The 15,618-nt window shown below is 42.9% G+C and carries 15 protein-coding genes; 3 read left to right on the top strand and 12 right to left on the bottom strand.

Annotated elements, in window-relative coordinates; all coding sequences use genetic code 11:
- Positions 1–10: 10 nt before the first annotated feature.
- Positions 11–568: a GbsR/MarR family transcriptional regulator gene (locus tag V7R42_RS17680; protein WP_334021689.1), complete on the bottom strand. Its 558-nt coding sequence runs from the start codon at positions 566–568 to the stop codon at positions 11–13.
- A 225-nt stretch (positions 569–793) separates the two neighbouring features.
- On the opposite strand from V7R42_RS17680, the gene V7R42_RS17675 reads away from it, so the two are divergent.
- Positions 794–3,517: an ATP-binding protein gene (locus tag V7R42_RS17675; RefSeq protein ID WP_334021688.1), complete on the top strand. Its 2,724-nt coding sequence runs from the start codon at positions 794–796 to the stop codon at positions 3,515–3,517.
- Between the two features lie 19 nt (positions 3,518–3,536).
- Here the strand turns inward: V7R42_RS17675 and V7R42_RS17670 are convergent, their stop codons facing one another.
- From V7R42_RS17670 to ubiD, 4 genes are all read right to left on the bottom strand, one after another.
- Positions 3,537–4,562 carry a substrate-binding periplasmic protein gene (locus V7R42_RS17670; protein WP_334021686.1) on the bottom strand — a complete coding sequence of 342 codons (1,026 nt, stop codon included), beginning with the start codon at positions 4,560–4,562 and terminating at the stop codon, positions 3,537–3,539.
- 242 nt (positions 4,563–4,804) lie between these two features.
- The gene (locus V7R42_RS17665; RefSeq protein WP_334021684.1) at positions 4,805–6,229 is read right to left on the bottom strand and encodes a M28 family metallopeptidase; all 1,425 of its coding nucleotides are present in this window, start codon (positions 6,227–6,229) and stop codon (positions 4,805–4,807) included.
- 198 nt (positions 6,230–6,427) lie between these two features.
- On the bottom strand, positions 6,428–7,123 hold the full coding sequence (fre, locus tag V7R42_RS17660; protein ID WP_334021682.1) for an NAD(P)H-flavin reductase: 696 nt from the start codon (positions 7,121–7,123) through the stop codon (positions 6,428–6,430).
- A 96-nt stretch (positions 7,124–7,219) separates the two neighbouring features.
- Positions 7,220–8,686 carry a 4-hydroxy-3-polyprenylbenzoate decarboxylase gene (ubiD, locus tag V7R42_RS17655; protein ID WP_334021680.1) on the bottom strand — a complete coding sequence of 489 codons (1,467 nt, stop codon included), beginning with the start codon at positions 8,684–8,686 and terminating at the stop codon, positions 7,220–7,222.
- A 283-nt stretch (positions 8,687–8,969) separates the two neighbouring features.
- Here ubiD and V7R42_RS17650 point away from each other — a divergent pair, with 283 nt between their 5' ends.
- Together V7R42_RS17650 and V7R42_RS17645 are read left to right on the top strand one after the other, a co-directional pair.
- On the top strand, positions 8,970–9,221 hold the full coding sequence (locus V7R42_RS17650; RefSeq protein ID WP_334021679.1) for a TIGR02647 family protein: 252 nt from the start codon (positions 8,970–8,972) through the stop codon (positions 9,219–9,221).
- A gap of 187 nt (positions 9,222–9,408) precedes the next feature.
- The gene (locus tag V7R42_RS17645) at positions 9,409–10,053 is read left to right on the top strand and encodes a tetratricopeptide repeat protein (protein ID WP_334021677.1); all 645 of its coding nucleotides are present in this window, start codon (positions 9,409–9,411) and stop codon (positions 10,051–10,053) included.
- 60 nt (positions 10,054–10,113) lie between these two features.
- On the opposite strand, the gene V7R42_RS17640 is transcribed toward V7R42_RS17645, so the two are convergent.
- From V7R42_RS17640 to V7R42_RS17610, 7 genes are all read right to left on the bottom strand, one after another.
- Positions 10,114–10,689 (bottom strand): cytochrome b/b6 domain-containing protein, encoded by a 576-nt coding sequence (locus V7R42_RS17640; RefSeq protein ID WP_334021676.1) that lies wholly within the window; start codon positions 10,687–10,689, stop codon positions 10,114–10,116.
- Positions 10,690–10,963: 274 nt separating this feature from the next.
- Positions 10,964–11,914: an IS30 family transposase gene (locus tag V7R42_RS17635; RefSeq protein ID WP_334021675.1), complete on the bottom strand. Its 951-nt coding sequence runs from the start codon at positions 11,912–11,914 to the stop codon at positions 10,964–10,966.
- 700 nt (positions 11,915–12,614) lie between these two features.
- The gene (locus tag V7R42_RS17630) at positions 12,615–12,911 is read right to left on the bottom strand and encodes a hypothetical protein (protein WP_334021672.1); all 297 of its coding nucleotides are present in this window, start codon (positions 12,909–12,911) and stop codon (positions 12,615–12,617) included.
- A gap of 181 nt (positions 12,912–13,092) precedes the next feature.
- Positions 13,093–13,281 carry a class IIb bacteriocin, lactobin A/cerein 7B family gene (locus tag V7R42_RS17625; protein ID WP_334021669.1) on the bottom strand — a complete coding sequence of 63 codons (189 nt, stop codon included), beginning with the start codon at positions 13,279–13,281 and terminating at the stop codon, positions 13,093–13,095.
- Positions 13,282–13,316: 35 nt separating this feature from the next.
- Positions 13,317–13,505: a hypothetical protein gene (locus V7R42_RS17620; protein WP_334021666.1), complete on the bottom strand. Its 189-nt coding sequence runs from the start codon at positions 13,503–13,505 to the stop codon at positions 13,317–13,319.
- Between the two features lie 66 nt (positions 13,506–13,571).
- Complete coding sequence (locus V7R42_RS17615) at positions 13,572–13,931, bottom strand: efflux RND transporter periplasmic adaptor subunit (RefSeq protein WP_334021663.1); 360 nt, start codon at positions 13,929–13,931, stop codon at positions 13,572–13,574.
- Between the two features lie 1,183 nt (positions 13,932–15,114).
- Positions 15,115–15,396 (bottom strand): PepSY domain-containing protein, encoded by a 282-nt coding sequence (locus V7R42_RS17610; RefSeq protein WP_334021661.1) that lies wholly within the window; start codon positions 15,394–15,396, stop codon positions 15,115–15,117.
- Between the last annotated feature and the right edge of the window lie 222 nt (positions 15,397–15,618).

Here is a 15,618-nt window from a genome sequence, read left to right as displayed (position 1 = left end):
GAAGGCCCCCTTAGTTAACGCTGTTTTTCCCCGGAAGTAGCTTGTCCTTAAGCTCAAGCATACGGCCCACGCCAGAACCCAACTTCATCAACGTGTTTAACTTTTCAGGTCCAAGATTTTGAAGCTCTTCAGACCATGCCGTAATTGATTCGAGTAAATCGTGAATTTCGTTCAGTTTATGTTGTGCACTTGCCTCTTTTTCATTGGCAGGTGCGTCAAGCAACAAATCACGCAGTAGACTCATGGTTGGGTCTATCTCGCGCTTTCTTCGCTCTTCAAATACTCGGTTCGCCAGTGTCCAGATATCGCCCGCGGGAATAAAAAACTCCTTTCTCTCGCCAGGAACATGGTGCTGTTTAACTAAGCGCCATGACTGAAGCTCTTTTAAACCCATGCTGGTGTTGCCTCTAGAGATATTGAGCGCATCGGCAACCTCTTGTGCTGAAATAGGCTCTTCATTTAATACAATAAGTGCAAGAATTTGCCCTACTGTTCGATTAAAACCCCAGCGACTTCCCATTTCTCCAAAGTGCATCACCGCAGAAGTAATTAAAGGCGTCATTTTCATTTTTATATTCCAGAAGTTTCAGAAATTACTGAAAGTTTATTGCGTCAGATCAAAAAAAGCAATAATAAAGCACGTTATTAGCAATATTTAATTTGTTAATTAATGAATGTGAATCGAGAAAGTCTCTTCGATATTACATGATTTATTAACGATAAGTTGTTATCGTGGCGATATTTACTGCTCTAATCATGAAAGTTCGCTTTCCAAATTTCTCGGCGCAAGGTAATGCAACAAAATCAATACTCACAGCCTTCACTTCAAAATTGTGAAGACGAGGCCATTCATTTAATCGAAAGCGTTCAGAGCTTTGGATATGTCATCGCGATAAACCCTGATACCAAAAAAATTCAGGTATTTAGTGAAAACATAAAAGAGCTATTTAAAGTAGCTATAGTGGCAGGAGAAACACCAGTCACAGACCTAATTGATGTGCCTTCGGCAGATGCGCCCACATTCAAAACTATCCATAACGCAGTAAAAGGTGGAAGTGTTCGCCACGCCTATCAGTGGAAATTTGCAAAAAATGCGCTTTGGCTAGATAACTGGGAAAAGGAAGGCAGCGGCGTTGCATTTGATTCAAATGGTTTACTGGTAATAGAGTTAGAACCCACTCCTCAGTTGAGTTATGAAGCGGCCCAGCAATGGGTGCCAATGGATGTAGATATTCGCGCCTTATTACCTAACGTAGATGACAAGGACTCGATTGATGACGTCGCAGATGCGATAGCGGAGGTATTTAAAGATTATATCGGCTTCGATGTTGTGATGGTTTATCAGTTTGATAATACCTATTGCGGCGAAGTCATCGGAGAAGCAGCTGAACCAGACTCGCGTTCATTTAAAGGGCTAAAGTTTCCTGCATCGGATATTCCTAAACAAGCTCGAGAACTCTACCTTAAGAACCGTGTGCGTTGTGTATTTGATGTTGAGGAGCAACCTGTGCCTCTACAGCCACCTTTAATTGAAGCGCAACGCACGCCGATAGATCTTTCTATGTCCATGGTTCGTTCAGTTTCACCTATACATATTAATTACTTGAAAAATATGGGTATTCGTTCATCGTTCTCCGTATCGCTTGTGTTCGAAGGAAAGCTGTGGGGGCTGCTCGCTTGCCACAATAGTGAGCCCAAATACGTCGACCAGAAAAAGCGTTTAGTCTGCGAATCACTTGGACACCTTTATGCCTGGCAAATGCATACCAAAGCGCTTCATTCCAAGAAAGAGCAGTTTCAAGCACGTCAGCGTAAGCTGAACAATATTGTGCATCAACTCACTTCCTACTCAAACCCTCTCGAGGCTATATCGCACAAGGAAACCCCTTTGCTGGAAGTTGCTGATGCTTGTGGTATGGCGGTAGTTACACCAACAGGTAATTACTCTGTTGGGAAAACGCCTTCAGAAAAAACCTTAACCCGATTGTTAGGCAAGTTTTCTATCGGCGATTCAGAACAGTCAATAGCCATTAACCGGTTAGCAGATGAGGTTTCTGAAAACTGTTCGCTTAACGGTATACGCGGTATGTACATTTCTTGTGTATCTGCCAAGTTGGGTTACTTCACCGTATGGTTTCGAGAACAGCGTGACAAAACAATTCGCTGGGCGGGTCGAGACGCGGCTAAAAAGGATATTGGTAAGTCATTAACCCCCCGTAATTCTTTTGATTTGTACTTACAAAGTGTGGCTGATGAGTCAGTAGAATGGAGTGAGGATGATAAGCTAATAATTGATGGTTTCGACCACTTGTTTATCCCCTATGCGCTTAGCCTTAAAGCCTCTTCAGATCAACAAATCAGTAAGTTAGAAGAATTGGATAAGGCGAAAGACCAGTTTCTTGCAAGTATCTCACATGAGCTTCGTTCACCGCTTAATTCGATAGTTGGGTGGACAGACTTAGCCCTTATGGATGTGGGTAATGTGGATAGAATGAGAGATGCGCTGGGGGTAATCAAACGCGCCGCATCTACGCAAGCCGCCTTGATAAACGACATCTTAGATTTATCTCGCATTATTTCGGGTACCATGAAATTGAGTACCCATTCGCTAAATATTGCCTCGTCTATTTCCGAGGTAGCCAAGTCATTTGAAGCAGGCTTTGCTAGTAAGAATATTCAACTCTCAATAAATTGTGAAGACGAATATACCCAGATATTAGGCGACAATTTACGCATAAAGCAGGTTATAAATAACTTATTAAGCAATGCGCTCAAATTTACATCAAAAGGCGGCACTGTACATGTGCGTGGTAAGAGAGAGCATTCAAACTATTTGTTTCGCGTGAAAGACAACGGCAAGGGAATGACTCGCGAGCAACTGGCGCATGTGTTCGAGCGTTTCTATCAAGGCAATGACTCTCACAATAAAATCGGTCTTGGGTTAGGCTTGTCTATCGTAAAAAGTTTGGTTGAAATGCACGGCGGCGAAATTTACGCAGAAAGTGATGGACCTAACACGGGCACCACATTCTATGTAACGCTGCCCATCGCGCCACTGAGCTTGCATGATGAAATAATCGAAACCAAAAATAGTGAAATCAGTGATTTAACCAAGTCTTTGCGTTTAAGTGGCTTGCGAATCTTGGTGGCGGAAGACGAGCAAGACGCCCGTGACTTTATAAAACTCTTTCTAGAATCTAATGGTGCTCGCGTTAACGTAGTTAAAAACGGGTTGCTAGCGTGGAAAGAGCTTAACGACATGCCAGAAGCTTTTGATTTGTTACTTTCCGATATAGGTATGCCAGAATTAGATGGATTAGGTTTGATACTTAAAATGAGAGCTAGTCAAAACCCTGAAATCGCTAAGATTAGCGCGGTTGCGCTTACTGCTTATGCTTATACTTCTGACAGAGTAAAAGCGCTAAAAGCGGGTTTCAATAACTATGTATCTAAGCCGGTTGATGGGGAAGAGTTGCTAACAATTTTGGAAATGTACTTACCAGAAACATCACAATAAAGGCGTGTTTTAAATTCATCTACCAGCGGCGAAGCAACTGCTGGTAGACAGTTTTGTCTAAAAGCGACTCGCGGACCGATAAGCTTTCTTTAGCCAAAAGTACTGCGCAAGCCTCTTCCAAAGATGTATACCGCTTACCGTCAACATAAAACATGCTGTTATCTGAGGTAGGCGTACCATCAAGGGAGTAGGCTGTGTCTATTAAGTCAGTGCTTGTAGTTATGCTGCTGTGCCCAATAAAGTCAGCTACGCCATCGCCATTTACATCCTTTGTAAGCCAAGCTAACGCGAGAGGCTCATTGAACTCCCCGCTGTTCTGCAATGTCGATACGGATTGGTTAAATTTCGCAATAATGCTTTCAGCCCTCGCAGCATTTTTATTGATAGCTATTTGAAACCCTGTTTTTGCTAAAGGCTTTGCTGAAAAGTGCAGGGTCTCTTCACTATCGTTAGCAAGTAAAATGTTGAGCTCTCGCGCAAGAAGCTGGGTGGTAATTAAGTAAGGTGCTCTATCGTCGGCAAGTTGGCGAAATGCGTCAAAAGTGGTGGGGTTGCGCGACCACTTTATCTCTTTCAGCAGTCTGAATGAAGGCGTATTCGCAAAACGATTTTCAATAGCGACGCGATTGTCTTTTAAATGAGGAAAAAGTTTTATAGCTTCAACGTCCGCTTCTTTACTTACCGCGTAAAGGTAAACGGGTAAGTAGATATCTGATAGCACGTAGTCGTTGCTGTTTTCACCCAAATTGATGTAGGCAAATTCGCCGTCTAACTTCCCTGTCAAAACTGAGCTGCCCAGAAAAGCTTGGCGCATTACCTGAAGTTGAATATCCAACTCTGCCTTTTGAAACACCTTTTCAAGCAGTGCATTAATTCGAGCAGGTTCGCCATCGTCGCTGATGTATGTCTCGAAGGAAGTTGCACCCAATTTAGTCGGGGCGGCATGCAATGGCGAAACATTAAAGCAACAAAGGGATAGGCTTATACCCAATAAAGAAAGGCGTTGAGTGAAAATAGAGAGCGAGAACGCGCTGAATCTTACCAAAGGTGAACTCCGAACTGCCGTCATACATTTACTACACTGTAATGCAGTTACTCGCTTAATTCCAATAAACACGCAATAGCCTAAATTAACAAAATGTAAGCGACATCAATATATTGAGCGTAATGTTGACGTCTAGACAGGTTTTCGTTGAGCAAAGTCATTCGTGACGATAAGCCGGTTTCGTTACCAGCTTACAGCCACGAACTTGATTGGATGCGTATAGGTAAGCTCAATTTAAACGCTTATTCTCCAAAACTTCCCGCAGGACCTGGATAAACGACAACGCTTTCAACACCGTCTTTATTCACACTAGCAACGCCAAAAAAGTAGTTGTCGATAACTACGTTCTCAAGCATGGCCTCGGTAACGTTACCCACATATTTACTGTATTCCCATTGCGGAGCATCAGTATGACGCCAATATACTTTGTACCCTTTAAGCTGAGGGTTCTCTTCAGCGTCTAGTGCATCCCACTTTAAAAATGTTGAAGGTTGAACCGCGCCGGCAATTTCTACGTTTGCAGGTGGGTTCGGTGCCCACGCCATAGCAGCAAGAGAAACAGCATTAAGGCCAGTAAGCTTGGCAGCGTAATCAAAGTCGACGCCATCCAAGGTGTCGCCATAGGCAATACCGTCTTCTACGCGAAGATCCTGATGCTGGCGGGTGTAGTTTTCATTAGTTTCCATAATACGAATACCCGGGTAGCCCAAGTCATTGAACGGACGATGATGGCCGCCACGACCAAAGCGGTCTAAACGATAAATCACCATGGTGTCTAAATTCTCAATGTATTTATCAGCGATTTTATCGATATAGCGAGCAAGGTTACGGCTTGGTGAGTCAACTTCACCTCCGGTGAAACGCCGCATGCGCGCTTCTTTTTCCGTTTCAGTTACGCGTGTACCTTCAGCAAACAAGCGAGCGGTGGTGTTGTTAATCACACCGTTAACCCCTTCGATATTGCCTATCATGTCATTATTGAGCACGGCTTTAATTCGCCAGCCGTCTTTCTTAGCTTGGTTTGCCATAATACGCCCGCCGAAAAGGCCCTGCTCTTCGCCAGAAAGCGCGGCATAAACAATACTGCCGTTGAATTTGTACTTTGACAACACTCGTGCGGCTTCAAGAGTACCAGCAACACCTGATGCGTTATCGTTTGCACCCGGCGAGTCAGAGGTAAAATCCATTACATCTGATACCCGTGAGTCAATATCGCCAGACATGATTACGTAACGGTCTGGGTCAGTGGTACCGCGTTGAATAGCAATAACGCTAACGACTTCTACCGGATCGGGAATACGCTTTTCTCCGCTAATCACTTCCGACTGATAGTACACCTCTAAGCAGCCGCCACATTCGGCTGAAATTCTATCGAATTCAGATTTAATCCAACGACGCGCAGCGCCTATACCACGGGTGTCAGACTCCGTTTCTGAAAGGGTATGTCGTGTACCAAAGTTCACCAGCGTGGTAATGTCTTTTTCAATATTTTCGGCGGAAACATTTTTAGCGATGTCGTAAAGCGCTTGCTGCTGCTCGCTTTGTGCGTATGCTGCGAAAGAGGCTGTGCTACTCAATAGTACGGCAGAAGTTATAAGGCTTATTGATCTTGTTGTAGTTTTTATCTTGGCTTTTATGCTAGCCGAGACGGATAGGTTTTTTATCATTGTTCTCTCCAGTGTTTATCTTTTCACCATAACGAATACGTGGTAAAGCTACAATTAGAGTAACCGTGTTTTATGGTTAGTCATCGCAAGGTATCGCGACTGAAAAGTAGAGCGGCAGTTGGTATTAATAATGAATTGTATAAGGCAATAAAAAGCCGGCTTTAGCCGGCTTTCAGAATATGCATATAGCGGTTGCGGTTAAATAAACGCAAACGCGTCGCCAAACAAGTTCTCTGCTTTTAAGCCGCGTTGAGTAAAGTCGTCGCGTACAACTTTGGCCATTTCAAAACGACCTGCAACGTAAACCTGAACGTTCGCAAAGTCAGCGTGGTCTGCCATTACCGCATGATGCACCCAGCCCGTTCTGCCTTTCCACTCGTCGCAAGCAAACTCGACTACTGGAACAAAAGTGAAGTGCTCATTTGCTTCAGCTAGCTCAGTTAGTTTGTCGGCTAAATACAAATCAGCCGCGTGTTTTCCACCCCAATAAAGGGTAAGTGGTGTTTTATCACCGCTATTAAGGTGCTCTTGAAGAATTGAATAGGTATACGAAAAACCCGTACCGCCAGCAATAAGCACCATTGGCAGGCCATTGCTTTGCAAAAAGGCATTGCCATTACCCACATTTACGATAATTTCGCCATCTGAACGCATGCGCGCTAGTACTTCACCAGCGTAGTTGTTGCCAGGCTCTGCACCAATGTGTAATTCAATGCGGGTGTTATCAAACGCGGCATTAGCAATAGAAAATGGACGCATATCTTTTTCGCCCATTACCACCATAGCGTACTGGCCCGCTTTAAACTCAATCGGGCTTTCTGGCGTTAATTCAACTTTTTGTACCACTTCGGTTAAAGGCGTGATGCTTGCAACCTTACACTTAATCTCTGACATGTATTCTCTTTAAACCTTCTTGCTTAGCGTGTCGCCTTTCATGCGCTTTAAAACAAGCGCATGCTTAATACAAAATAAGTAGCGCTAAAAAAGTCGCTACATAATACCAAGACTGTCCCAAATATCATCAACACGTTTTTTAACGTCTTCGTCCATCACAATAGGTACGCCCCACTCACGGTCGGTCTCCCCGGGCATCTTGTTTGTCGCATCCATGCCCATTTTAGAGCCTAGCCCCGAAACGGGGGACGCAAAATCCAAGTAATCGATAGGCGTATTTTCTATCATTACCGTGTCGCGGGCTGGGTCCATACGGGTAGTAATAGCCCAAATAACATCGTTCCAGTCACGCGCGTTAACGTCATCATCACACACTATCACAAATTTGGTGTACATGAACTGGCGCAAGAATGACCATACACCCATCATCACCCGTTTCGCATGGCCCGGGTATTGTTTCTTCATCGTCACCACCGCCATGCGATAAGAGCACCCTTCAGGAGGCAAGTAGAAGTCTACGATTTCAGGGAACTGCTTTTGCAAAATAGGCACAAACACTTCGTTTAGCGCAACACCTAAGATAGCTGGCTCATCTGGTGGACGGCCTGTATAGGTTGAATGATAGATAGGGTCTTTGCGGTGGGTTATATGAGTAACGGTAAACACAGGAAAATCATCTACCTCATTGTAATAGCCGGTGTGATCGCCGTATGGGCCTTCAGGTGCAGTTTCATCTTGTGCGATATAGCCTTCAAGCACAATCTCGGCGCTGGCAGGCACTTGTAGGTCGTTACTAATAGACTTAACTACTTCGGTTTTGTCACCACGAAGTAAACCTGCAAAAGCATATTCAGAAAGGGTATCTGGAACCGGAGTAACGGCCCCTAATATCGTTGCTGGATCTGCACCAAGGGCAACTGATACTGGGTAAGGTTCGCCCGGATGCGTTTGGCACCACTCACGAAAATCTAGTGCGCCACCACGGTGCGATAACCAGCGCATTATTAATTTGTTTTTGCCAATAACCTGCTGACGGTAAATACCCAAATTCTGGCGCTTTTTATGCGGCCCTTTTGTAACACTCAAACCCCATGTTACCAAAGGGGCTGCGTCACCCGGCCAACAGCGCTGTACCGGAATTTTTGATAAATCCACGTCGTCACCGGTAAGCACCACTTCCTGACAAGGGGCTTTTTTAAGTACTTTGGCAGGCATGTTAAGCACTTGCTTAAATACAGGCAGCTTTTCCCAAAGATCTTTTAGCCCTTTTGGGGGCTCGGGCTCTTTTAAGTAAGCCAGTAGTTTGCCCACTTCTCGCAATGCTTCAACAGACTCTTGACCCATCCCCATAGCTACGCGCTCTGGCGTACCAAATAAATTAGCCAATACAGGCATGTCGTGGTTTTTTGGGTTTTCAAATAACAGCGCAGGGCCGCCGGCACGCAACGTCCTGTCGGCAATCTCTGTCATTTCAAGGTCGGTATCAATGGGCTGGACAATGCGTACCAATTCACCTTTAGCTTCTAGCTGGCGAATAAAGTCGCGTAAATCTTTGTACTTCATCAGTGCAGGTGCATCCACAAACTCAATTTATGGCAAGAATATACTATTTAGCGCCAAAGTCCGATCAGTAAGCGTTGTGTTTACACGATTAAACGTTTTACAGAAAAATTACGCTTTACAGAGGTCCCATTTGGGTGTGATATAAGAAAGCGTTAAGAATATTAACAAATTTAGGGATACCAGTGCTTTGGTATACGCGCTTCGATTTAGGCTTTTGTGTCAAAGCATTTTTTGTAGCGGCCAGCGCGCTAAACCCTCTAACCCTTTTGCCTAAGGTGGTTACATGAGTTCATTCGATCAGGACATGCTAGACGAATTAAATTTGTTGCTGAAATTTCCTACAGACAGCCTACTTCAAGGTTTAAAAATTCATCACGATGCGAGTCAAAGCATGGTGAACGCAGCATCCAGGCTGTACGCCAAGGGCTTAATCACCCAGTCTGATGGCGGTTACCTAACAGATTTAGGCATTGACCTAGCCGACCACGCCCGCCACATTCAATCGGCCATGTGCCCACGAAAAAATAGCCACTGATAATAAAAGGCTGGCGTTGGGTTGAATGTGGTTTGAGCGGGTTAAGGCTTAAATCAACTCGTAGTTAGCTGCAGATACTTGCGCATCTATTCGTATATTCGTAAAGAAAAGTATGTCTTAGTTAAGATAATCTATAATTAGCCGATACCTTAACTAAGACACTGTAATCAACACGTACTCTTTTGCTATGAAACGTATTCTAAACACAGCCTTACTTATCAGTGCCACTGCGATGAGCTTTTCCACTCATTCTTTTGAAGGAGAAACGATTGAAGAGCTTCGTGCAGTTCAGCTATACAGCCAAGACGCCTTAATCGAAATGATTAACGCCAATACACATTTAGACAAAGTAGTGGCGGATCGATGCCAGTTAGTGCAAGACATTGAAGCCCGCGCTGATGTGCTTAAAATACCTGCCTACCAATTTTTGTGGGGAGATATGCTGGCTTGGGGCGTGTGCGTAGACGCTGAACCTGCTCGTGGTATTGGTTATATGGAAGATGCTGCGAATCAAGGTTTACCTGCGGCACTCGAGCAGCTTGGGCGTTATTACGCCAAAGGTACACTTGTGCAGCAAGATAAATCTCGCGCAGTGGTGTATTTGCGCGAAGCCGCCGCGCTTAAAAACCTAAAAGCGCAGATTCATTTGGTGGAATTGTTTTTGGAAGGTTATGGAAGCCCTTATGATTATGAGGATGCTTACCACTGGCTTTATAACTCGGTGACTAACGATAAAAAACAGCATCAGCAAATCTCGTCTTACTTGGCTCGCTTAGAAAAGCTAATGCACCCAAAAGCAGTGCGCGAGGCTAAGCGCCCGCTGGATAGTTGAAGCAGCAATAAGCGGTTACCACATAGCAAGGGAAGGTGGCCCTAGAGGTCCTGCAACCACCTAACGCTTTCGCCAGCCTGTAAGCATGGGGCGAACCAGTTGAATATTACCCACATATTGCACAATAAACACCGCTGCGATGTGCACTATCACACAGCCATATAGCACATCCGCCATTATACTGTGCGTCCACTCCAGCACACTGTTGCCAAAAAGGGCATCTATTTCTTCCATCATAAAACCGGTAATGCCTAATCCAAACAAAAGGGCAATAACCGCCATGAACATAAGCCAACCAAAAGGATTGTGGCCGTGATTAGCAGGCAGTTGCTTTCGCTTCAAATGGCTTATATGTGTTTTGAAGGCGTGTTTACTTAGCGAAATGGTGGAAAAGCTTGCGTGAAAATCTGTATCGCTATTTTCACTCTTACTATTTGTGCGTCTTATTCCCCAAGCGATGCGAAGAGTCAGAAGCCCCATTGCCGCGTAACCCATGATTTCATGGACGAGACCGCCAGGCTCTGCAATAAAGTAATTGATTGTAAACGCGGCAACAATGCCCCAGTGACACAGTCGAACAACCCTATCCCAAATATAAATGCTATCGTGCGAATATGAAAATTTAGCGCTATTCATGAAGTGGCATACTCATTATGAAAAAATCAGAAGGAATGTTACGCAAAATCTCTTAGTCGAAACAAGCGCTAGTCGGAAATCCTACCGACACTTAAAATTTTGGATGATTAGTGTTTATTTTTCATTACAGACTTGAATCTGAGCTAACAGCTTGTAGCGTAATGTTCTTCATTTAATTATGCACAACTTACTTGTATGGCGATTAATCTGCACAGCAACGCTAATTACTCTCCAATAACGCGCGAATTCAACTCCGAAGTGCACCACTCCTAAATTAAGCAGCCTTTCGTAATTCATTGAACACTGCAACAGGCTGCTTAAAGCCTAGGCACTTTCTAGGTCTTGCATTCAATGCCTTTTCAATTTCGGCAATCTGCTTATCTGTTACTGTCCGTAAATCGGTGCCTTTTCGTATGTACTGACGCAGTAATCCATTGAAGTTTTCATTTAACCCTCTCTCCCATGATGAATAAGGGGTGGCGAAGTAAATGTCTGTTTTCAACTTTTCGGCTACCATTTCATGGTCGCAGAATTCGCTGCCTTTATCCGCTGTGATTGTGCGAACATGGCGTCGGTATTTCCATAGCATACCAACCATAGCTTTAGCGACATCAGCCGCACTTTTCGCTGGCACTTTTCGTATCAGATATAGCTTACTTTTTCGTTCAACAAGGCTGACAATCGCGCCTGTGCCTTGCTTACCTAAAACCGTAACGGCTTCCCAATCGCCGAACCGTTTCTTCTTGTTCATGATAGCGGGGCGACACTCTACGCCAACGCGATTTGGAATAATTACACGCTTCGCGTGACTGCCTTTACAGTATTTGCGTCGACCGTGACGTAGCTTCTTATAAAATTTGTCACCTGTTGGTTTATCGCGTTGAACATAGCCATAAATCCATTCATGGCTGACCTTATGGCCGATAATTTTACCCACACCAGCGATTTGCTCTGGGCTCCACTTTTGCTCCAATCCGAACTCTACAAAAGTAACGGTAATATCAGGCATCATATACTTAGCAGCATGTTGGCGTCGCTTTAACGCCTTGGTCTGCGCAACTTCGGGCAGGTAATGACTCCCCCTGATTCTGTTCCGTCTGACTTCGCGGCTTATAGTGCTATGACTCTTTTTCAGGCGTTTCCCAATTTCTCGGTAACTGAAACCCTCGCGTAAGTAAGCCTCTATCTGGTATCTTTGTCCTTCGATCAACTGCTTGTAACTCATGGTAATACTTCTACTAGTTTGGCGACTTTAGAATACCATCAACAGGCAGTTTATCGTCTCATCACCGTTTAACCATGAGTGGTGCACTTATTATCTGAATTTGCGGCTCGCTAAAGCCTACAAATTTAAAGAAATAGCTGAAAAAACTATTAGATTAAGTATCGCATGAGGTAGAAATGTAGCAAAAAGCGCTTTTTTAAAGGACTCTTCCCACCAAAATAATATGCAGCGACTAAATATAAAGAAACTCCAAACGGTGCCAAAAAATCTAACTGGTGATTGCAAGGAGTGGAGTAGGCCAAAGATTAAAGCAGACAGTAAACTGATCTTGTTAACACTTAGATTATACCTCATTAAAAATTTCACGAGAAAACTAAGTAGGAAAGTTTCTATTAGGGGGCAAATATAATTAATCCTAATGCAACGTCAAGAGAGGCGTCATATGATGTAATTCTAAAATTAAAGTCAATAGCCAATGCAGATAAAATAACAAATATAAAACTTACAATTAGTAAGGAGCCGGTTGCTGCTATTAATCCATTAATTATGCCACTGAGAACAAAGTTTAAATCAAAAATCTTTGGTAAATATTTATCTACTACTCTCGTTTTCAAACCTTCATTGATTATCAACTATAAATAACACTCGACAGTTTATTTTGGTTTTTTAAAGTCTTAATCCCCTTAACCATATTTTATTCTTAACCACCAAGGTCATTGACTTGTAATCTTTCAAACGTATTATAACGAATAAACAAAATTATCACTGTAGCGGTAACAACGCCGAGTAAAATTGCGAAAATATCTTTGATATCAAAAATACCCAACCCTAGCATTTGTTGTAAGCATTCATAAATAACGCAACCAATTAATGCTGATGCGATATTAACTAAGTATATGCGAGAGGGGTTGATGATATTAGCATAAAAGACCGCAGTCATTGAACCAAAGTAGCTAGTGCCAGAGTCAGCCAGGCCGAGGTGATTGAATGAATTCAAATAAGCCCATGGCCTATATATTTCACCCGTAGCTACGCATAACAAAAACGAGACAACCGCGAAAAAAATATAACACTGTCTAGACCTAACATTAATCATAAAAATACTAAGCTCACTCAGAGGAACGCTATAAAACAATAAAAGACTTAAAAAGAGCTTGGATTCAGTAATTCAGTAGAAATTAATAAGCTGTAGATTTTTTATAGCGTCGCATCTGACCACCAGAGCTTGTGCGTCCACTTGGTGTCATCGCTTCTCTCGCCACAAATTTTAGTGCGTCATATGCCACTCCACCAGCAATGACTCGAAAAACTGCACCTGCTATACCACCATTCACGTCTTCTAGTTGCTCAAATTTTAATTCTTGCATAGCATCTCTCCTTGAGATTATTTAGAGTTTAGGTATTAAACATGCCCTTTCAGGCTTAAAATTGGCTCAAACAACCAATGCAGTAAACTGCGTTGTTCAAGCACGACATCTGCGCTCAGTAACATGCCTGGTTGTAAAGGAACCGAGTTGCAATAAGCGCGAATTTCTTGGGTGCTCAAAGCTACCTCTACGCGATAAACAGGTTCTTGGATATTAACTGGCATTTCCACCTCACCCGGCAACAATATTGAGTTTCCTGCGTGTGTCACAACGCCTTCAAAAAGGCCAAATCACTGATGAGGAAATGCGTCAAATCTAATCCGTGCCTGCTGACCCGCTTCAACAAAACCAAAAGCCTGGGTTGGTACAAGCAATATCGCATTTAACGTACCGTTGTTCGATACAATCGTAGCTAGAGGTAGTTGACCATTCATAGTAGTACCAGCTTCGGCGAAGAGGTTAGTAACTTGACCTGATATTGGAGCAGATATTAGTATCTCACCACGCGCGTTCGTTTCTGTTAATTGCTGTTGAATACGTGTTTTTTCTGCACTTAACATTGCCAATTGCTGAGTAAGTTCTGATGGCAGCTGGCTAGGTTGTGCATTTAATTGTTGAATTTGGCCGGCGCTTTTAAAACATTTGACCAAAAAACAACATTAATAATCCACAAGAGCAATAGTAGGTAAATCTGTCGCTCCTGAATTGCCCAAAAAAGTTCTTATTAAGCGCTATCGGACGCGTTGATAAGGCGAAGAATATCACTGTCAACCCTAGATATGAGATGAGGGCACCTTCCTCGATGTAAGATTGCAAATAAGCAAAAATTGAAATAGATAAAACAAGGAATGCAAGTAATTTGAAAAAATGCGTATAGGTCATATGTAATCCTCTCTTCCCTAAAAATTAACCTTATAGTAAACAGCCTGCGATAGAAAAAGCAGGCCATTGTTTTCATTTTTTATCTCTGATGCTTACACATCATTGAAAAACGTATAGAGATCGCCACCTAGAGAGCCACTTCCACCAAAGTAGCTGCTCGCGCCCGCTCCCTATGCTACACCAGCAGCAGTTCCTATTCCGCCTTACTCCACAAAAGGCCCTGCTAATACAAGGGGGCTAAAAACAATGCCGCCATGAAAAGTATGCGCAAAAACTATTTCTTGTTTCTTGCGATGTGTCAAAAAAGTTCGCAACTTGAAATAAGATTTTAAAAGTCAATGATTTATGTTGATTTGTTATCAGGTGATAATTTTTTCAAAAGTTAAATTAACTCAGTTATCTAATCGCTTAACTCCTTTTAACACAGCTGTTTCAGAAGTTTTGAAAGGCTTATATAGGTTGAAATCTTATTTTTTAATATTGTTTCTTTTCATGAATGATTCAAACAATATATTTCTTCAGGTCAAATGCTCTTACACGTAAACTTTCTTCTTAAGCCATCTCGCTTTCACTTGTCACGAAAATGCTCTTTATGCCTCGAGAATGCTAAGAATGTTCTCCATAACACCTTTTTATAAAGAGGATATTTCGTACTGTTTTACACGGTGTGCCTCTAGTTTACGTATTAGTGTTTGCGAGTTCCAACCGAAAGGCAGTGATACAACTGCCTCGAATTCTGCCTGGTAATTACGTGATGAAAAATCAATGTGCGCTCTTGTTAATAAAAAGCATTTCGGCGTACTGGGCTAATGTGACGGTCAGGTAAGAATTGGTTGAGCTGATTAAATCTGATATAGCGAGTTGCTAACTACTTAATAAAAAAAAGCTGCATTAATTTGCAGCGTTTTTACTAGACCTAAAAGCATTTATGTATTGCTTGCAAAAGCACACTTAATGCATTTCTTTCTTAACAATGCTGCCATCAACCGGGTTGAAGTAAATTTCAACTTTGTTTTCTTCTTTGTCGAAGCCGTAGATTTCGTAACAATTCCCGCCAGTTACTTTGAACTCGTTGATTTTATAACCCTGCGCTAATAGCTGGGCCTGAAATGCATCTTGGTTTTGCCACTCAGCTTCAGGTGCAGTAGTACATTGAGTAGTACCGTGCTCTGCACTACAAGCACTTAATAGGGTCGTAGCGCCAATAGCTGTAGCCATCATTACTTTTTTCATCGCAGTCTCCATTTCGCTCTTTAGTTAAAAGTTCTTTCTATCCTGCTTAAAAGGATTGTACTCATATTGTTCTATTGTGCATAGAGATTGCACAACGTTGTAGTACGCATTTATTCCTATTTAGTTTCACGTTGAGGCGCAAAAGTGCTGTCACAAAATTGCCTTCGATATGTCACAGATACTTCATCTAACCGTCTCAAAAGCGCTCTACATTCTTGGGCT

Origin of the sequence: Alteromonas sp. S015, assembly GCF_036864485.1 — a bacterium.
GTDB lineage: Bacteria > Pseudomonadota > Gammaproteobacteria > Enterobacterales > Alteromonadaceae > Alteromonas.
Note: the sequence above shows the minus strand (reverse complement) of the source record. Positions and strands in the feature narration are given on the sequence as shown.